General features: G+C 64.5%; 26 protein-coding genes. 3 read left to right on the top strand and 23 right to left on the bottom strand.

Annotated elements, in window-relative coordinates:
- Positions 1 to 321 precede the first annotated feature (321 nt).
- The 7 genes from QTA58_RS02330 to QTA58_RS02360 form a co-directional block, all read right to left on the bottom strand.
- The gene (locus QTA58_RS02330; protein ID WP_289671561.1) at positions 322 to 765 is read right to left on the bottom strand and encodes an NlpC/P60 family protein; all 444 of its coding nucleotides are present in this window, start codon (positions 763 to 765) and stop codon (positions 322 to 324) included.
- Entirely contained in the window at positions 762 to 1637 is an 876-nt protein-coding gene (locus tag QTA58_RS02335; protein WP_289671562.1) for a DUF2163 domain-containing protein, read from the bottom strand. The genes QTA58_RS02330 and QTA58_RS02335 overlap by 4 nt, the downstream gene beginning before the upstream one ends.
- Positions 1634 to 2272 (bottom strand): DUF2460 domain-containing protein, encoded by a 639-nt coding sequence (locus tag QTA58_RS02340; protein WP_289671563.1) that lies wholly within the window; start codon positions 2270 to 2272, stop codon positions 1634 to 1636. The genes QTA58_RS02335 and QTA58_RS02340 overlap by 4 nt, the downstream gene beginning before the upstream one ends.
- A 21-nt stretch (positions 2273 to 2293) precedes the next feature.
- Positions 2294 to 2830 (bottom strand): phage tail tape measure protein, encoded by a 537-nt coding sequence (locus tag QTA58_RS02345; RefSeq protein WP_289671564.1) that lies wholly within the window; start codon positions 2828 to 2830, stop codon positions 2294 to 2296.
- 83 nt (positions 2831 to 2913) lie between these two features.
- A complete protein-coding gene (locus QTA58_RS02350) occupies positions 2914 to 3132 on the bottom strand; it encodes a rcc01693 family protein (protein WP_289671565.1) in 219 nt (72 codons plus the stop codon).
- The gene (locus QTA58_RS02355; protein ID WP_289671566.1) at positions 3129 to 3494 is read right to left on the bottom strand and encodes a gene transfer agent family protein; all 366 of its coding nucleotides are present in this window, start codon (positions 3492 to 3494) and stop codon (positions 3129 to 3131) included. The genes QTA58_RS02350 and QTA58_RS02355 overlap by 4 nt, the downstream gene beginning before the upstream one ends.
- Positions 3494 to 3901: a phage major tail protein, TP901-1 family gene (locus tag QTA58_RS02360; protein ID WP_289671567.1), complete on the bottom strand. Its 408-nt coding sequence runs from the start codon at positions 3899 to 3901 to the stop codon at positions 3494 to 3496. Before QTA58_RS02360 ends, QTA58_RS02355 begins: the two co-directional genes overlap by 1 nt.
- Positions 3902 to 3994: 93 nt before the next feature.
- Between QTA58_RS02360 and QTA58_RS02365 the strand changes: the two genes are divergently transcribed.
- The gene (locus tag QTA58_RS02365; RefSeq protein WP_289671568.1) at positions 3995 to 5203 is read left to right on the top strand and encodes an MFS transporter; all 1209 of its coding nucleotides are present in this window, start codon (positions 3995 to 3997) and stop codon (positions 5201 to 5203) included.
- Here QTA58_RS02365 and QTA58_RS02370 read toward each other — a convergent pair.
- From QTA58_RS02370 to QTA58_RS02435, 14 genes are all read right to left on the bottom strand, one after another.
- Entirely contained in the window at positions 5200 to 5700 is a 501-nt protein-coding gene (locus QTA58_RS02370; protein WP_289671569.1) for a GNAT family N-acetyltransferase, read from the bottom strand. The genes QTA58_RS02365 and QTA58_RS02370 overlap by 4 nt on opposite strands.
- Before the next feature lie 4 nt (positions 5701 to 5704).
- On the bottom strand, positions 5705 to 5947 hold the full coding sequence (locus QTA58_RS02375; RefSeq protein ID WP_289671570.1) for a DUF1778 domain-containing protein: 243 nt from the start codon (positions 5945 to 5947) through the stop codon (positions 5705 to 5707).
- Positions 5948 to 6059: 112 nt separating this feature from the next.
- Positions 6060 to 6458, bottom strand: a complete 399-nt coding sequence (locus tag QTA58_RS02380) for a DUF3168 domain-containing protein (RefSeq protein ID WP_289671571.1) — start codon at positions 6456 to 6458, stop codon at positions 6060 to 6062.
- Positions 6455 to 6787, bottom strand: a complete 333-nt coding sequence (locus tag QTA58_RS02385; protein ID WP_289671572.1) for a phage head closure protein — start codon at positions 6785 to 6787, stop codon at positions 6455 to 6457. The genes QTA58_RS02380 and QTA58_RS02385 overlap by 4 nt, the downstream gene beginning before the upstream one ends.
- Complete coding sequence (locus tag QTA58_RS02390; RefSeq protein WP_289671573.1) at positions 6787 to 7356, bottom strand: head-tail connector protein; 570 nt, start codon at positions 7354 to 7356, stop codon at positions 6787 to 6789. The genes QTA58_RS02385 and QTA58_RS02390 overlap by 1 nt, the downstream gene beginning before the upstream one ends.
- Positions 7357 to 7494: 138 nt before the next feature.
- Positions 7495 to 8766, bottom strand: coding sequence for a phage major capsid protein (locus QTA58_RS02395; protein WP_289671574.1), 1272 nt, complete (start codon positions 8764 to 8766; stop codon positions 7495 to 7497).
- Positions 8763 to 9344: an HK97 family phage prohead protease gene (locus tag QTA58_RS02400; protein ID WP_085422756.1), complete on the bottom strand. Its 582-nt coding sequence runs from the start codon at positions 9342 to 9344 to the stop codon at positions 8763 to 8765. Before QTA58_RS02400 ends, QTA58_RS02395 begins: the two co-directional genes overlap by 4 nt.
- Positions 9345 to 9606: 262 nt before the next feature.
- A complete protein-coding gene (locus QTA58_RS02405; RefSeq protein WP_085422755.1) occupies positions 9607 to 9927 on the bottom strand; it encodes a DUF6107 family protein in 321 nt (106 codons plus the stop codon).
- A 524-nt stretch (positions 9928 to 10451) separates the two neighbouring features.
- On the bottom strand, positions 10452 to 10712 hold the full coding sequence (locus QTA58_RS02410) for a ribbon-helix-helix protein, CopG family (RefSeq protein ID WP_085422754.1): 261 nt from the start codon (positions 10710 to 10712) through the stop codon (positions 10452 to 10454).
- A gap of 58 nt (positions 10713 to 10770) precedes the next feature.
- On the bottom strand, positions 10771 to 11952 hold the full coding sequence (locus QTA58_RS02415) for a phage portal protein (protein ID WP_085422753.1): 1182 nt from the start codon (positions 11950 to 11952) through the stop codon (positions 10771 to 10773).
- 18 nt (positions 11953 to 11970) lie between these two features.
- Positions 11971 to 12333, bottom strand: a complete 363-nt coding sequence (locus tag QTA58_RS02420; RefSeq protein ID WP_289671575.1) for a MarR family transcriptional regulator — start codon at positions 12331 to 12333, stop codon at positions 11971 to 11973.
- Positions 12330 to 12617, bottom strand: a complete 288-nt coding sequence (locus QTA58_RS02425; protein ID WP_289671576.1) for a DUF6516 family protein — start codon at positions 12615 to 12617, stop codon at positions 12330 to 12332. Before QTA58_RS02425 ends, QTA58_RS02420 begins: the two co-directional genes overlap by 4 nt.
- Before the next feature lie 65 nt (positions 12618 to 12682).
- Positions 12683 to 12991 (bottom strand): Dabb family protein, encoded by a 309-nt coding sequence (locus tag QTA58_RS02430; RefSeq protein ID WP_085422750.1) that lies wholly within the window; start codon positions 12989 to 12991, stop codon positions 12683 to 12685.
- 53 nt (positions 12992 to 13044) lie between these two features.
- The gene (locus QTA58_RS02435; protein WP_289671577.1) at positions 13045 to 13659 is read right to left on the bottom strand and encodes a hypothetical protein; all 615 of its coding nucleotides are present in this window, start codon (positions 13657 to 13659) and stop codon (positions 13045 to 13047) included.
- A 155-nt stretch (positions 13660 to 13814) separates the two neighbouring features.
- Here QTA58_RS02435 and QTA58_RS02440 point away from each other — a divergent pair, with 155 nt between their 5' ends.
- Together QTA58_RS02440 and QTA58_RS02445 are read left to right on the top strand one after the other, a co-directional pair.
- On the top strand, positions 13815 to 13943 hold the full coding sequence (locus QTA58_RS02440; RefSeq protein WP_272937844.1) for a hypothetical protein: 129 nt from the start codon (positions 13815 to 13817) through the stop codon (positions 13941 to 13943).
- Positions 13944 to 13960: 17 nt separating this feature from the next.
- Positions 13961 to 14296 carry a hypothetical protein gene (locus QTA58_RS02445; protein ID WP_289671578.1) on the top strand — a complete coding sequence of 112 codons (336 nt, stop codon included), beginning with the start codon at positions 13961 to 13963 and terminating at the stop codon, positions 14294 to 14296.
- A 6-nt stretch (positions 14297 to 14302) separates the two neighbouring features.
- Here the strand turns inward: QTA58_RS02445 and QTA58_RS02450 are convergent, their stop codons facing one another.
- Positions 14303 to 14428: a large terminase gene (locus QTA58_RS02450; RefSeq protein WP_289671579.1), complete on the bottom strand. Its 126-nt coding sequence runs from the start codon at positions 14426 to 14428 to the stop codon at positions 14303 to 14305.
- 1 nt (position 14429) lies between these two features.
- Positions 14430 to 15356 carry an integrase gene (locus QTA58_RS02455; RefSeq protein ID WP_289671580.1) on the bottom strand — a complete coding sequence of 309 codons (927 nt, stop codon included), beginning with the start codon at positions 15354 to 15356 and terminating at the stop codon, positions 14430 to 14432.
- Positions 15357 to 15386 lie beyond the last annotated feature (30 nt).

A 15386-nucleotide genomic window follows, 5' to 3' on the forward strand; every position in this document is an offset into this window, starting at 1 on the left:
TGCATCGAGGCGAAATTGCTACTGTTCGCCCTCTATGATTGCATGTTAGGTTTATGTCGGTTGAGGATTAGAAGCAGAATGCGCCGTGCCAGCCGGCGCGTCGGCGAAGATGGGCTCCGCCGACGTGGGCAGATGCCTTAGTTCTCAATCATGGAGGTGATGCGATGAGGCTTCTGCCGATTGGCATTACGCTTAGCTTGCGGATAACCCGGACGGGCTGGTCTATAGCCGTCCGGGTAACATTCGCCAGATAAGTCCACGGTGGGCGAGGTAGCCGCCTCGCTCACCACTCCATAAACATACATTCCAAATGGAATTTTTTCAACCACTCCGTACATCCGGAAACCGGTGCACCGCCGCAATCCTGCGCCGCCACGAAGGCACCAGCGTGGAGCGCGTCACTGTCGCCTGCTCATAAGCATGGATGAAATGCCGCGGCCCGGCGAGTATCCCCGCATGCTTTGCCGCGCAATCCGGCCGCCAGCGGAACAGCAGCAGATCGCCCGGCTCCGCCTCGCCCACCGCTATCGGCTCACCGAACAGCCGTCGCGCCGCATCCATCAACCGGTCCTCGCCGCTCCGTTCGGCCCAGTCCGGCGCATAGGCCGGCACCGTCTCGGGCTCCTTACCGTAAAGCTCGCGCCAGATGCCGCGGATCAGGCCGATGCAATCGCAGCCGATCCCCTTCGCCGCGCCCTGATGCCGATAGGGCGTGCCGATCCAGCTCTCGGCCAGCGCCAAGACCGTCTCTCCCGTCCCGCTCATTCGAAGATCGGACCGCCGTCATGGAGCCGCTCCCCATCCGCGTAGGAATAGGCGAAATCGGCGCCCGGCACATGGGGAAAGCCGCGGAAATTAAGGTGGTTGGCGAACCGCGCCCTGCACGTCGAAAACGTCTTGTCGCAACCCGCCGTCACCGAGAACGCCTCCCCCACCGAAACCGGCTCCTCCAGCGGCAGCCACAAGGTCAGCTCCGCCGTGCCGTCCGCCTTCCGCTCGTGCGTCTCGACATCCATCATCGCACCGCCGGAGAAGGTCAGCGTGCCCTGCCGGAAGAACCCGCTTGCGAAACCGCCGAGCCCGGACACCAGGATCCGGCTCGCATCCTTCACGGCAACGACCGCTCCCTCGCCACGCCAGGCCGTCAGATTCACGCCGCAGCGCGCGTCTCCCAGAACGGCATCGCAGCGGCGGCCGTAAATCCGCCCCTGCGGCTGGCTCAGCCGATGCGCCAGGCTCCGCAGCTCCGCCCGGAACTGCCCGCCGGCGCGCGAAACCTCTCCGATCTCGCGCACGTTCAGCAGCATGTGCTCTTCCGGCTCGGCCCAATTGACGATGAACAGCTCCACCCTTGCCCCGTCATATCGCCCCGCAGTCAGATCGTCCTCGCGGATCGCCGCGCTCGAAAACCCGCCCGCCACCTCGTCGGCACCGGCGGAAAGCCCCGCCGAGGCTTCCGCCTCGCTCGTCGAAAAGCCGCTCGCCGCCAGAAAGATCGTGCTGTCGAAGACGAGATCGCGATCGTGTTCGGTGAAACCGAGCACCGTCCCGTCGCGCCGCGTCACCCGCCAGCAATGGCAGGTCGTCGTCGCCTCCTGTTTTAAATGCGCGGCCAGCGCCACAGGCACCGTCTTCATGCCAGTATCTCCGTCAATGGAATGGTCGGGATGCGTCCGGCATCGAAATGCGCCAGGTTGACGTCGATCCGGTCGGTATCGAAGCGCACCGGCACGTCGAATTCGAAACCCGCGCGCACGATCGCACCAGCCCCGGGAATGTGCCCGCCGAAAAAGGTCACGATCCCCGTCGCCGTATCGGTCGAGAACGAGCCCGCCTGTTTCGCCGCCCCGTCCACCGACACCACGATCGTCCCGGCCGCAGGCTTGGCGATCCGCCGCACCCAGCTTCCGCCGCTGTCCGCATAGGTCTTCACAAGCTGGAATGCGGCAGTCGTGCCGTCGCCCATGCCGATCACCTGATCGGCGGCCGAGATCGTCTCGCCGGGCGCACAGGATTTCCAGTCGAGCGGATCGCGGAACCGGAAGCCGTGGAGCTGCCCGCGGCGCGCCTCGAAGAATTCCAGAACGGCATAGAGATCGGCGAGCGATTTCACGCCCGACCCGGCGTCGTAGCCGCGGCGCGAATCCCGCCAGCGCTGGTTCCTCTGTTCGCGCCCGTTGGAAAGATTGACGATGTCCGTGCGCCTCACCGGCCCGCCGGTCGCACCGAGCGCCAGCCGCAGCGGAAACCGCACCTCGTGAAAACCGCTCATCGTTTCACCTCAAAGTCCGACCTAAAGGCCCCTGCGCCCGCGCGCGACGCTGCGCGCCAGCATGGCGGAAATCTGTCCTTCGCTTTTGCGGAAGCTCGCCGCATCGGTCGCCGTCACGTTGAAGACGATCTGCGGCGCCGTCCCGCCCGCGGACGCCGCAACACCGAGCGCACCGTCCGGCCCACGCCTGAGCGGCAGGATCGCTTCCGCGCCCGCCTCACCCATCAGGCCCATATCGCCTCCCATGGGAAAGAAGCTCGGCGAACGCACGACGCCGCCGTCGGCAAAGGGCGTCACCGAACCGACGAGCCCGCCGATGGCAGTGCCAAGCATGTTTTCCAGCGGCTTCAGCCCGGCAGCGAGCGCAATATCCGTCAGGCGGTTGCCCAGACCCCACAGCACGTCCTCCAGCCCCCGCCCGCCGGCGGTAGCTGAGCGCAGCGCCCCCGTCAGCGCCGCCCCGAACCGCTGCGACCGGCCCTCCAGATCGGCCATCACGCCGGCAAGCGCCTCCGCATTGGCGAGCGTGCCGGAAAAATCGTTCTCGTCGTCTTCCATGGTTGTCATCCCCTTGGTGGGAGAAGTTACAAAATCAGCAGCCTAGCTTTAGCTGAGTGCTAGATTTTGGTGGTGAGGGGGCTCTAAGTCCCATCCGGAAACGCCCTCATCAGCGCCTCCAGCCCGGCTCTCTCCATCGCCTCGCCCCGCGGTCCCGAACCTCCCGCCATGGCGAAGAACTCCCGCGGCGTCAGCGCCCAGAAATCCCTTGAATTCAGCCGCAACCGGCAGAGGCCGACATGCATCGCCGCTTCCCAGGGAAACGGTTCTGCCCGTGCCTCGATACCCGCTGCGGCCTTCAAGGGTTTGCAGAGGCCTCCCCTTCCGCCCCGCCGAAGGTCGCCGCGAGCAGGTCGCCGAGGATGCGCGCATAGCCCGCGATCCCGCCGTCGACCGCCATCGCCGCCACCTCCTCGTCGGAAAAGAGGTTGCCGCCGCCCCGCAAACCGGCGCCGATGACGCGGATCATGTCCGCCGACTTCAGCCGGCCGGAGGCGAAGCGCTCCGCGAGACCATTCAGATCGCCCGCGGCAAACGCCGTCTCCAGCTCCGCCAGCGCACCCAATGTGAGGCAGAGGATGCGGCGCTCGCCGTCGATCATCGCCTCCACCTCGCCGCGCCTGCGGTTCGCCCGCCCGCCCGTAAACCGATTGTCCGGCAGCATCAGAGCGCTCCGAAGCTCAAGGAACCGGCCGATTCCAGCGCCAGTTCGAACCGGATCTCGCCATCGTGCTCGCCGGAATATTCGAGCGCCGTCACCTGAAACGGCCCGGACACCGTGCCGAAGGCCGGTATCAGGATCTGCCAGTTCAGGATGCCGCCGGCGAAAAAGGCCGTCCGCACCAGCCCGTCGCTCGCCTGGTCCTTGAAGATGCCTGCCCCGGTCAGCGATGCCCGTTGCACGCCGGCTCCCCCTAAAAGCTCCCGCCAGCGCCCGGCGCTCTCCGCGTCGGTGATGTCGACGGTCTCGGCGTTGAAGGCGAGCCGCTTCGAGCGCAGCCCCGCCACCGTCACGAACGAACCGCCATTGTCGATCTTCAGGAGAAGGTCCTTGCCCTTCTGCGCCACCATGTTCCAATCCTTCCAGCCGTTGCAATTGTTGCTTCCGCGCCACCGGCTGAACTGCTACAGCCTTTGCGTCCGAAGCCCTTCCACGATTCCCGTATGTCCAAAACCTTCCCTCTGCGTTCGGCGCGGACGATCGCCGTGCTCGCCGTCACCCAGATCGTCTCCTGGGGCACCACCTTCGACATGCTCGGCGTGATGGGCCGCGTCATCGCGCCCGATCTCGGCCTGCCGAACGAGGTGATCTTCTTCGGGCTGACGATCATGATGCTGGTGAGCGCGCTGGCGGGTCCCGCGACCGGCCGGCTGCTCGATCGCCACGGCGCCGCCAGGGTGATGGCGACGGCCTCCGTCGTCTTCGCCGCCGGCCTTCTCCTGCTTGCCGCCGCCCATGAGTTCGTGGCCTATGCCGCGGCCTGGGTCGTCATCGGCATCGGCGGCGCGCTCGGCCTGTCGGCACCCGCCTATACGGCCGTCGTCGAGCGCGAGGGGCTGAACGGAAAGCGCGTCATCGCCATTCTCATGCTGTTCACCGGGCTTTCGGCGACCGTCTTCTGGCCGGTCCTCGCGCTCGTGAACGATCTCGTCGGCTGGCGTTTGACCTTCGGGCTGTGCGCCGCGCTGCAGATCTTCGTCTGCCTGCCGCTCTATCTCTACGGCCTGCCGAAGAGGGTCGAAAACCGCGAGCGGGCACAGGCGGCCGAAATCGTCCCGGTCGAGTTCACGCCGCCGGAACGCCGCCGGGCCTTCTTGCTGGTCGCGGCGGCGACCGCCATCAGCTCCTTCGTCAGCTTCGGCCTGTCGCCTTCGCTGCTCGAACTTTTGCGCCAGGCCGGTGCGTCGCCGGCACTTGCCCTGCAGCTCGGCTCGGCGCGCGGCGCCATCGGCGTTTCCGCCCGTTTCGTGGATATGCTGCTCGGTCGGCGCGGCAATGCGCTGCTCACCTCGCTCGTCGGAACCGGCCTCATGCTCGCAAGCTTCCTCGTCGCCGCAACGCTGCCGTCCTCCGCATCGGTCCTGGTGATCTTCGTGCTGCTTTACGGCTTCGGCACCGGCGTCGTCGCGGTTGCCCGTGCGCTCTTGCCGCTGTCGCTGTTCTCGGCCCGCGAATTCGGCCTGCAGTCTGCCCGCCTGTCGCTGCCGCAGAACCTCGCGAACGCCTTGGCACCCGTCATCTTCACGGCGATCCTCGACCGCATCGGCCCAACCGCCGCCCTTTTCACGGGCGCCGTCCTTTCGGCGATCTCGCTCATCTTCGTGCTGATGCTGGTTGAACTGGTGCGGAAGGCGGGAGGGCGGTCCACCTAAGCGCCGATCGAGGCGACGATATCCTTCACCGGCAAAAGCAAGGTGCGTTCCAGGCCTTTGGCCTGCCGAAAACCGTATTTAAGGTAGAAGCGAACCGCATCCTCATCAAGCGCATGGACCATGACGGCCCGGAACGCCACCACTTCGGCGGTTGCGACGACTGCCAGCAGCGCGTTCTTCAAAAGCTCGCCGCCGAGCCCCAGCCCCTGACATCGCCTGTCCACCGCCAGCCGGGCCAACAGCGCCACCGGTATCTCGCCCGGCGCCTGATGGCTTTTGACCTGGCGTGGAGCATGTTCGCGCGAGATCATGCCGGCACAGAGCGAGTGATAGCCCACAACGCGAAAATCGGCATCGGCGATGACGAAAGTGCGTGTGTAGCCCTGCGCCTGGTTATGAAGTGCCATTTCCTTGAGGAAGGCATCCAGCGCCGGTTTGCCGCTATCGAAACCCTCGAGACGGTGCTGTTCGTTCAGTGGAACCGGTTTGCGATACATGGCTTCAATCGAGCCATTCCCGGCTCGACTTGAACAAGGCCGCAAGTTTTTCGTTGGCCTGCGCAGGCTCTGCGAGGAGATTCTCCACCGCATCGAACACTTTCGCATCCACGCCAACGAACCTCTGATCGAGCAGCTCTTTCTGGGCAGCAGCGAAAGCCGCCTCCGTCATGAAGGCCGTCAGCGATTTGCCGGAAACTTCAGCCGCACGCGCGATCACCTCGCGGGTGTCGGCATCGACCCGCAAATTGATCGTTTCGCTCTTCCGAAGTGCTCCCATAGCTCAGGGCCTCATCCTGTACATACATTGTATATACAGACATAACCGGGGTTACTCAAGGAGAAATCCAGACTCCCTTTCACTCCGTCACCGCCCGAAACCGCATCTCCGCGAGATGGAACCTCGTCTTCGGTTCGCGGCGCGTCCGCATGCCCACCTGCAGCAGGCTCACCAGCACTGCCCCATCCAGCGTCAGCGCCGCATCGTGCAATAGCCCGCGCACCAGCCCGGCGATCTCCTGCGCCTCCCGCCGCCCCTCGCCGCCGGACCAGATTTCGAGCGTCAGGAAATGCTCTTCGCCGCCTTCCGACGAAGTCGAATAATCCCGCGTCTCCATCTCGCCGAATGCAACGCAGGGCAGTTTCGGGCGCGGCAGAAGCCGGTCCCGAATACCATCCGGCCCGATCATCCCCGCCAAGACCACATCGCCGGCAAGCCTCTGGTGGATGGTCGCCAAAAGCGCGTTCGCCGCCGTCATCGGGCTTCCTCCTCGCATTGGCAGACGAGGTAGCGGCCCGTCTCGTCCGGATCGCGCACCAGCCTGACGACGAAGAGGCGCGCGCCTTTGCGGAACCGTTGCCCCGCGACGATATCCTCGCGGAACCGCACCCAGATGCGGTGGCTGATCCTGCCGCTTTCCGCCGCCGCCTCTTCGGCCACCACGAACGAGACGGGCTCGATCCGCGCCCAGAGCGATGCCACCACCTGCCAGGTCACGGTCGCGCCGCCCTGCCCGTCCGGCTCCGTCTGCGGCGCTTCGAGATCGAGCCGTGCCGTCATCTGGCCGGGATCGAAAAAGACGACCATCAGAGCCTCCGCATCCGGAAAGGTGCGATCAGCCGCTCATAGCCGTCGGGAATGCCGGCCGGCTGCTGGTCGGGAGAAACCACGCCCCGGAAGGCGAACATGTGCGCGACATGGATCGACATCGCCCGCTTCAGCGTGTCGGGCACGTCCATCCCCGCCTCGCCGAAACCGGCGGAAAAATCGATCTCGATGCCGTTGACGCTCCGCCCCGGCTCCAGCGGGCTCCTCAGCCAGAGCCGCGCCGGCCGGCCAGCGCCATCGAGCAGATGATCTTGAAGCGGAACATCGACGGCGGTTCCGTCCGCTTCGTAAACGGTAATGTTCTGAATCGCTTGCACCGGCGACTTCGCAATCCGGATCACGCCGTCCTTCGGCCAGCGGTCGAGATGGAGCCGCCATGCCTGCACGATCAGACAAAGTCCGGTCTCACGTTCCAGATGTTCTCGGGCGGTCGTGACGAGCGAGGCCAGCAACGCGTCCTCCTCGCTTCCGTCGATGCGCAGATGCGCCTTCACGTCCGCAAGCGTCAGCGGCTCCGCGGCGGGCGGAGTAACAAGGGCGTAGGTCATGGGAATCCTTCGGAAAGGCAGTAGGCAGTAGGCAGTAGGCAGTAGGCAGTAGCGAAAGGGGAACAGGCCGGTTTGGCCGAGGCAACCGGCCTATTGCCATTGCCTATTGCCTACTCACTACTGCCTGTTCGCGGCGGCTCACGCCGTCGCGAACTTCACCACCTTGATCGCCTCGAAATTCTGCACCCCGCCGCCGACGCGCTTGGTCGTGTAGAAGAGTACATAGGGTTTCGCGCTGTAGGGATCGCGCAGGATGCGCACGCCGGCCCGATCGACGACGAGATAGCCGGAACGGAAATCGCCGAAGGCGACCGCGAGCGCGTTCGCACCGACGTCGGGCATCTCTTCCGCCTCGGCGATCGGGAAACCCATCAGCGAGGCGGGCTGGTCGCCGGCCACCGGCGGGCGCCAGAGATAATTGCCCTCGGCATCCTTGAACTTGCGGATGTCGCCCTGCGTCTTGCGGTTCATCATGAAGGTGCCGTTCTGGCGGTGGCCGGCCTTCAGCGCATAGACGAGGTCGACCAGCGTGTCGGAAGGACCGGTCGCCTTCCAGGCGCCCGCGGCACCGGAGGCGATATAGCCGATATTGCCCCAGCTCCAGGCGCTTTCCGCAACGGTCGTATAGGACAGGAAACCCTTCGGCTTGTTCACGCCGTCGCCGCGGATGAAGGCGTCGCCCTCCTGTTCGGCAAAGACGATGTCCACCTCGCCGGCGATCCAGGCCTCGATATCGACCGCCGAGTCGTCCAGCAGGCCTTGGGTCGCCGCCGGCATGGCGTAGAGTTCCATGGTCGGGAAGGAGAGCTCGGCTAGCTGCGGCGTGTTCGTCTGCGGCCGCGCCGCCGTCTCGGCCACCCAGCCGGTCGAAAGCCCGGCCGCCGCGAAGGGCTTCTTCAGCACGGCGGAGGAAACGGTGCGCACGGTCGAGAGCGCCCGCATCGGCGAGACGACGGAAATGCGCCGGCCGATCTCCGTATCCGTTTCCGGCGGCACGAGATAACCGCCGTCGGCGCCCGTCGTGCCGGAAAAGGCCTTGGCCTCCAGCTCGCGCAGCCCCACCTCCTCGCCGCGGCGGACATAGGCGTCGAAAGCCGCCTTGTGCTCCGTCGCGTCGGCCGAAAGCTCGGCTCCGCCGCCGAGCTGCGGACGGGCCTTCTTCAGCACGAGCTGGTCGAGCACCTTCTTCTGGTCGTCCATCGCACGGTTGATGCGGTCCACCTTGTCGCGCGTCACGACGTCGGCCGAAAGCTTCTGCTCGATCTCGCCGAGCCTGCGGTCGTTCACCTCCTTGAAGGCCTCGAACGCCTCCATGAATTCGTCAAAGGCCGCCGTCACCGTTTCCGGCACTCCCTTGACTTCCGGGGCCTTCCTCTCGAGCGCCGCACCTGTCGCATTCTGTTCCGTCATATCGTTTTTCCTTTGAAGGTTGCCTGCATCATCATCTTCGCCGCCCGCCGCATGTGGCGAACGAGTTCGGTTTCCCGGTCGCGGAAGAACCGCGCATGCTTGACGTTGGAGACCCTGGCCGATGGCAGCATCGGAAAGGTCACCACGGAGATTTCCCAGAGGTCGGCCTCCAGGATCCGCCTGACGCCCGTCTTGGCGTCAGTGCGGGCCTTGACGGTGCGAAAGCCGATCGAGAGCCCGTCGAGCGCGCCCGACTTCATCAGCGCCAGCACCTCGCGGGCCCGCGCCACGCCGGGCGAGAGCACGCCCTCGACATAGAGCCCGCGCGCATCCTCGCGGATCGTCTTCCAGGCGCCGATCGGCTCGTTCGGATCGTGCTGGTAGAGCATGCGCACGCCGCCCGGCCCTCGCTCGACCAGCGAGTTCAGGAAAGCACCCTGCTCGATCCGGTCCTTGCCGAGGTCGACCTCGCCGAAGACGCTGGCATAACCGGAAAACACTCCGTCGCCGGTAAGCCCCGCGAGTTCCAGATTGGCGAATTTGCGCGCGGTCGGGCGCGGCCCGCGATAAGCGTGCATTGGCATTCTCCCTGCGATTTTCATGAATTTTGCCCCTCATCCGGCTGCCGCCACCTTCTCCCCGTTTGACCGGGAGAAGGAAGCAAGCGGCGGCGTCTCGCCCTCTCCGCCTGTGAGGAAGGTTCTGTCTCGATCATGCCGATGAAGAGGGAAATCGGCGCGGCATCCGCCCTTCTCCCCGCTTGCGGGGAGAAGGTGCCGGCAGGCGGATAAGGGGCACTGAGCAAATGGATGAGAAGCCGCTGGCGTGAAGAACGGCGCCTCAGCCGCCCGCCCTTCTCCCATATCTCTCCGCCACCCGCGCCAGCATTCCCAGCACCCACCAGGCCGAGAGGCTTGCCGCCGCCGAGCCCGCCAGCATCACTTCGGCGCCCGAGAGCTCGCCCCCTATTCCGAGGCGCTCGACGAGCCACAGCCCGGTCGGCGCGCCGAAGATCAGCCCGCAGCTCACGCCGGTCAGGAACCGGCTCGCCGCCTCGCGGCGGCTTTTGGGCAGGAGATAGATCAGCGAGACGCCGGCTCCCGCCGTGGCGCCCAGGACCTTGGCGATCCCGACGCCCGGATCGCTTCCGAGGTCAGACATGTTTGATCTCTCTTTTGGAGTTTCACGCAGATAGCAGGCGGCGCCCGCCGGCGAGCCGATCCTCGGCCTTCCGCGGGCATAGCCGGTTCTAATTTTCGTGAATCGTCGGAATCGCTTGGATGCGTTTGCTGCGAAGCCGAATCAGCGACGTCGTAAGTCAGTCAGATCGCCGGGAAATCGCTTTAACGACCTAGCGGAAAATATTGCCGTTCAACGTTTTCATTCGAAGTCGTCGTCTTCGTCCTTTTCGAGATCGGCTGGCCCCTGTCGCGCGTGCATGATGGAAACAACCGATATCCGGTTGGCCTGGATTATATAATCCAGATGATAGGGTGCAGATACGAAGCGGCGAATTCCTTTGACCGGTGCCACGGCGGTTCCCACATGAGGATGATCCGCAATCAGTCGGGTTGCCCTCTTGATTTGATCCGTAAAGGCAGCGGATGCCCGTCGGCTGAATTAGGCTAGATAAGCCCGTTCCCTCTCGACGTAGCGTATCGCTTCCTCCGATAGGAACACCTTCATCAGGCGGCGTCTTCGCGGTTGAGGCGATCAAGCTCGGCGAAAAACTCTTCCGCGTCCACGAACCGCCCCGCCTCGATATCTTCCTCGCCGCGCCGAATGCTGAGCACTTCACTCCCCTCCGCCATCAGGTAATATTTCAGCGCCCGGACGATCACCCAGCTTCGGCTTCTGTCCGCCGTCTCGGCGATCTTCTCGATGTCCTCCAGAATGTCGAGCGGCAGGCGGAGCGTGATCGGATCGGAAAGAACGGGCTTGGCCATCGGAGCCTCCAATTTGTAATACGGCGTATTACAAAATTACTCTTAAAAGTGGGAATTCTCAATACCCCACCGCCTCCCGCTTCTCCTCCTCGGTGAGGAACGCCGCCGCCCCTATCCGCGCCCAGAGCGCCTCCCTTTCGGCGGACAGGCCGGCGATCCGGTCGAGGTCCGGCTCCAGCCGCAACGCTTCGCCATAGGCATCCGACAGCCAGGCCGCGAAGCTTGCGGCGGTGCGGGCGATCAGCGGCAGCACTGTCAGCCGGTAGAAGGCGCGGTTCGCTTCCTGGTAGTTGGCGTAGGTATTGTCGCCGGGAATGCCGATCAGCATCGGCGGCACACCGAAGGCAAGCGCGATGTCGCGCGCAGCGCCGTTCTTCGCCTCGATGAAATCCATGTCCTTGGGCGAAAGCCCCATGGACTTCCAGTCGAGCCCGCCTTCGAGCAGCAGCGGCCGGCCGGCGTTCACCGCGCCGGAATAACCCGCCTCCAGCTCCTCCCTCAGCCGTTCGTACTGGTCGGCGGAAAGATTGCCGCCATCCTTCGGCTGGTAGACCAGCGCGCCGGAAGGCCGTGCGGAATTGTCGAGCAGCGCCTTGTTCCAGCTCGCCGCCGCGTTGGAGAGGTCGAGCGCCGCGCCCGCGGCCCCGAGCGGCGAAAAGCCGGAATGGTCGTCGAGCGGATGGAAGAGCCTCAAATGCAGCAGCGCGAGGCTCCCCTCGCCGTCCGCCTCCGCCGGCAGCCGCCGGGTCGTGCTACCGGCCCGGTAATCGTAGCCGACCGCCCAGCCGTCGCGCCCCTCGACCACGCTGACGCGGTCGGGACGAAGCAGGTGCAGTTCCTTCAGCGCCCCGCCGATCGCCAGCGGCTCCACATAGGCATTGCCGGACAGCAGGAGATGCCCGTAGAGCGCCTCGAAGAAATCCGGGCCGCCCTGCCGCGCGTTCGGCCGGGCGATGAGTGAAAGCGCCGGATGGTCCGCCACCTCGCTCGCGCCCTCATAGGCGAGCCAGGGCACGGCCGCCGCCGCTTCGGCGATCATCCGCATGGCGCGGTAGGCGACCGGGTTCTTCATGAAGCCGGAACGCGACAGCGCCGCATAGGACCGGCCGGACCAGTGCGCCGCGCCCTCTCCGGAGACGATCGCGAAACTGCCCGCCATCTTCGTCTCGACACGCTTTTCCGCGCGCACGCCCTGTCGCGCCGCCGCGGAGCCCCACGGCAGCCGGAATGGAGATCTCATGATGAATTATCCTCTGGACTATGCTGCTTCGGTGATCGCCATCTCGGCGGTGATCCGGTCCCAAGGCACGAATATCGCGTTGTCCGGCGTCTTTTCGATCAGCCCCGCCTCGATCAGAGCCGCGACATCGGCATGCACGCCGCGATAGTCCCGCCGCAGGCTCTGGGCGAGGTGCCGTATGGATGACGAACCGGAAGCCTTCAAGGCGCGCAGAAGCCGCCAGCGATTGGGCGTCAATACCTTCAACAGAAGATCCATGCTTTCGAAGGCCAAGTCTGCAGGCTGCTCGCGCAGATCACCCGCATCGATACGCCTGGCCGCCTCGACTGCGCTCTCGAAGAACTGGTCCATGCCCGTGACGTGGAGTTTTACTTCGCTCATATGCCGATCTCCCGTCTGACATCCTCTTCGAAATCGAGGATCATCTGTTCGAGGGTTGTGAACCGGTATCCCTCTTCCCGGCCCCGGTAATGGCGATGGTCGCCTTTACCCTGCTCGTTGTCGTATCCGATGATCCGCTCGCCGGGCCTGCCGTAAAAGAGAGAATATTTCAGGCCGTGCGGCCGTTCCCCACTCGGAGCCGAAAGCCTCCAGACCTTCATCTGCAGAATCGCTCCGTTTTCCAGGAAGAGCTTTCTGTCGAGGATCAAGGTTGCAGGAGCCATATATGTAATTCATAGCATATGCACTGCGTATCATCAACGCTTTGCGGTGCACGTCACCCTGAGGCTCAGGCCGGCCGTTTCGCCGCCGTTTCCGTGTCGTAGTCGGCGGCGATCCGCATTTCGCGGATCGGCCTCACCCGCTCGATGGACTGCCGGTAGAGCGGATGCGCCTTGTAGGCCGCCAGCGCCGCCTCGTCCTCGAACTCGCCGTAGACGACGAAATCCACCGCGTTGCCGAGCTGGTCGGTCTTCGCGTTGGTGCCGATTTCCAGGAGCCGCGCATGCGGGTTCCCGGTCAGCAGCGACAGGCCGGACAGCACCGCATCGCGGTCCTCCGCGCTGCGGGCGGTGAAAAAGACGATGTGGCGGATCATGTTCCATTTCCCTGTGCGGCAACGACGGGCGGCTAGCACATATCCGTCCGGTCTCAAAGCCCGGCGAGCGCTCCGGAAAACATCCGCCCATAACCCGCGACCAGTTCCGCCCGGTCCGTACCGTTGATGATTTTTCGCGCCCCCACCCAATCGGACCTGCCCGGCGCAAAATGGTGATCGAGCCGCCTGCCGGTGAAACTGCCGCGCCGCATGCCCTCGACGAGGATCGCCACGGATACTTCCATCTGCATGGCGCGCGCCGGGTCGGCGAGGAGATCCACGCCCGTCACCTTCGACATCGCCTCGTAGTTCCGCCGGTGGGTGAGCTGCACCAGGCCGCGGCCGAGCCAGCTCTTCCCCTCCGCGTCCAGGCGCCAGTAGGGCGTCCTCACCGATGGGAGCCGGCCTGCCGAAAAGGCCGCATCCAGCCTGCCGATCGCCGCCTTGTCGCTCTTCGCCAGCGTCTCGCGGACGGGCTGCATGGTGGCGGCGGTCTCGTGGAAGGCGGTCGCCAGCACATAGGCCAGCGCGTCGGTCCGCCCTTCCGGCGCATGCCGGAACCAGTAGTCGAGAATCGCCGTCAATCCCTTGACCTGCCCCGCGGACAGCCGCCCCTTGAATAGCCCCGGCCGGATGACATCGAAGAAAACCGCCCGCTCGCGCCCCATGTTAAGTTTACCTCCTCACCCTTCCAAGGGTTTCAATCGGTTTAGAAAAACTAAATCGTTTTAAGCGCTTAGGCGGCAGTTTACTTTTTCCTAACGCTGTGGAACCAACTGCGTCACACGACGTTCATGTCAGCCGTCCAACGAACAAGGAGATCATGACGATGCAGAAGCAGGTGCAGACCGCTCCTTCCAAGCCGATCCCCCAGCATGTCGTCGAGCGCATGGAATCCGAATGGAAGCAGATGCGCGACAGCGCTCCGCCCAAGCCGGCCGGCCCGCGCTGATCCTCCTGAAAAACTGAATGTCCAGAGTGCGTGCACGTGTAGCGCCGGTCCTTTTGGGAGCGGTGCTTCTGCTTTTCTTCGGACTGCTGCTGAGAAGCAGTCTGGACCCGGCCTGTTCCAGCATCCGCGCCGATCACGATCGCCGCATGTCGCAGTCGGAGGCTCTGCTGGCCCGTCTCTCATCTCTCAGCATCAGGGACAGGTGCGACTTCTATCGGGAGCGTGCCGCCCTCTTTGCCGACAAAGTTCGCCCGGGCCAGGCCTGTATCAGCCCCGGCCGCGGTCCGGACGCGAACAGGGTTCGGACGGAAGCCCGCCTTTACGGCGACCTGGCGCAGGGCTGCTCGCTCTGAACTGTCTCATATGCCTCTGACGCGCGGCTCGCCGGAACCTTCCAAAAGAAGCGCCGTCAGCGCCCAGACCAGGGCGTCCAGGCGGTCGGGCGAGCGGCCTGACGAGAGCCCGTCCGGGCCGAAATCGCACATTTCATCTTTCTGGCCCTACCTCGTTGATTTGGCTAGATTTCTGTTTTGCCGATTTCCTGCGTTTTACAGTTGGCGCTTTTCCCTCTGCTTTTTTAAGCGCGGCGAGCGCCGCCTTTCCGCTCGCCTTCCGATCCACAAACCGGCAGTAGCGTTCGATTGTCGCCATCGACATCCCGACGATATCGCCTATCTGCCCGATCGAGAGGCCGGCACGCCGCAACCTGATGACGGCGGTACAGCGCAGCCCGTGTAACGTTACTCCGGCAAGTTCGGGGATCTGATCGCGCTGCTCGGCAAAGTGCTTGGAGAAGAGTTTCCTCGTGTACGGCTTCCCGGCCGCACGCCCTTCCTCCTGTTTGAGGAAAGGGCCAGGCGCCACCATGTCCCACGTCCTCATTTCCTCTTCCAACTCCGGCAGGATCGGGCAGTAGATATCTCGCCCTTTCTTTTGCGTCGTCAGATCAAAGCCACCCTCGTCGATATGCTGAGGCCCCACGCGCACGGCATCGCTCCCGCGCATGCCGGTGTAGAGATAGAGGATCACGCCACGGCGAACGACGCCCTTCAGCTTTGACTTCGCCACGTCGATCTGCGTCGGGTTCCATGGCTTGTGACCACTTCGCGTTTTCCGGGGTGTCAGACCTTCCGTCAGATTAACCTCTATATGTTCGTTGAGCCGCGCCCACTTCGAAAAGCTGCGCATCGTCGACAGGAAGTTGTTCGCCGCTCCTGGCTTGTCAGCTAGACCATTCAAGATAGCTTGCACGTGAAGCGGCTTGAGGCCGCGCGGTGAGAGGCCGCCCCAGGCCTTGCGAGCAACCTGCGAGGATTGGTCGTAGAAGTCTATCGTGCCTTCCGTCACCTCACCGGCCGCACGGAGCTGCACGAGCCATTCATCGAGGACAGCATTGAATGTATCGGGCGGCAAAGACACCGCCTCGCCCCGATGCTGCTGGAT

It is taken from the genome of Neorhizobium sp. CSC1952 (assembly GCF_030378245.1).
In the GTDB taxonomy this organism is placed as follows: Bacteria; Pseudomonadota; Alphaproteobacteria; order Rhizobiales; family Rhizobiaceae; genus Neorhizobium; species Neorhizobium oryzae_A.

Excerpts from the sequence above, each read along its gene's own strand:
- QTA58_RS02380 (WP_289671571.1), bottom strand. The coding sequence starts at position 6,458 with ATGACGGCGGCGAACGCGCTTTTGGCGACCATCCACCAGAGGCTTGCC.
- QTA58_RS02450 (WP_289671579.1), bottom strand. The coding sequence starts at position 14,428 with ATGTGCGATTTCGGCCCGGACGGGCTCTCGTCAGGCCGCTCGCCCGAC.
- QTA58_RS02420 (WP_289671575.1), bottom strand. The coding sequence starts at position 12,333 with ATGAGCGAAGTAAAACTCCACGTCACGGGCATGGACCAGTTCTTCGAG.
- QTA58_RS02385 (WP_289671572.1), bottom strand. The coding sequence starts at position 6,787 with ATGGTCGTCTTTTTCGATCCCGGCCAGATGACGGCACGGCTCGATCTC.
- QTA58_RS02395 (WP_289671574.1), bottom strand. The coding sequence starts at position 8,766 with ATGACGGAACAGAATGCGACAGGTGCGGCGCTCGAGAGGAAGGCCCCG.
- QTA58_RS02400 (WP_085422756.1), bottom strand. The coding sequence starts at position 9,344 with ATGCACGCTTATCGCGGGCCGCGCCCGACCGCGCGCAAATTCGCCAAT.
- QTA58_RS02415 (WP_085422753.1), bottom strand. The coding sequence starts at position 11,952 with ATGAGATCTCCATTCCGGCTGCCGTGGGGCTCCGCGGCGGCGCGACAG.
- QTA58_RS02405 (WP_085422755.1), bottom strand. The coding sequence starts at position 9,927 with ATGTCTGACCTCGGAAGCGATCCGGGCGTCGGGATCGCCAAGGTCCTG.
- QTA58_RS02360 (WP_289671567.1), bottom strand. The coding sequence starts at position 3,901 with ATGGTGGCGCAGAAGGGCAAGGACCTTCTCCTGAAGATCGACAATGGC.
- QTA58_RS02425 (WP_289671576.1), bottom strand. The coding sequence starts at position 12,617 with ATGGCTCCTGCAACCTTGATCCTCGACAGAAAGCTCTTCCTGGAAAAC.
- QTA58_RS02390 (WP_289671573.1), bottom strand. The coding sequence starts at position 7,356 with ATGACCTACGCCCTTGTTACTCCGCCCGCCGCGGAGCCGCTGACGCTT.
- QTA58_RS02440 (WP_272937844.1), top strand. The coding sequence starts at position 13,815 with ATGACGATGCAGAAGCAGGTGCAGACCGCTCCTTCCAAGCCGATCCCC.
- QTA58_RS02335 (WP_289671562.1), bottom strand. The coding sequence starts at position 1,637 with ATGAAGACGGTGCCTGTGGCGCTGGCCGCGCATTTAAAACAGGAGGCG.
- QTA58_RS02410 (WP_085422754.1), bottom strand. The coding sequence starts at position 10,712 with ATGGCCAAGCCCGTTCTTTCCGATCCGATCACGCTCCGCCTGCCGCTC.
- QTA58_RS02340 (WP_289671563.1), bottom strand. The coding sequence starts at position 2,272 with ATGAGCGGTTTTCACGAGGTGCGGTTTCCGCTGCGGCTGGCGCTCGGT.
- QTA58_RS02370 (WP_289671569.1), bottom strand. The coding sequence starts at position 5,700 with ATGTATCGCAAACCGGTTCCACTGAACGAACAGCACCGTCTCGAGGGT.
- QTA58_RS02435 (WP_289671577.1), bottom strand. The coding sequence starts at position 13,659 with ATGGGGCGCGAGCGGGCGGTTTTCTTCGATGTCATCCGGCCGGGGCTA.
- QTA58_RS02365 (WP_289671568.1), top strand. The coding sequence starts at position 3,995 with ATGTCCAAAACCTTCCCTCTGCGTTCGGCGCGGACGATCGCCGTGCTC.
- QTA58_RS02330 (WP_289671561.1), bottom strand. The coding sequence starts at position 765 with ATGAGCGGGACGGGAGAGACGGTCTTGGCGCTGGCCGAGAGCTGGATC.
- QTA58_RS02345 (WP_289671564.1), bottom strand. The coding sequence starts at position 2,830 with ATGGAAGACGACGAGAACGATTTTTCCGGCACGCTCGCCAATGCGGAG.
- QTA58_RS02445 (WP_289671578.1), top strand. The coding sequence starts at position 13,961 with ATGTCCAGAGTGCGTGCACGTGTAGCGCCGGTCCTTTTGGGAGCGGTG.
- QTA58_RS02430 (WP_085422750.1), bottom strand. The coding sequence starts at position 12,991 with ATGATCCGCCACATCGTCTTTTTCACCGCCCGCAGCGCGGAGGACCGC.
- QTA58_RS02355 (WP_289671566.1), bottom strand. The coding sequence starts at position 3,494 with ATGCTGCCGGACAATCGGTTTACGGGCGGGCGGGCGAACCGCAGGCGC.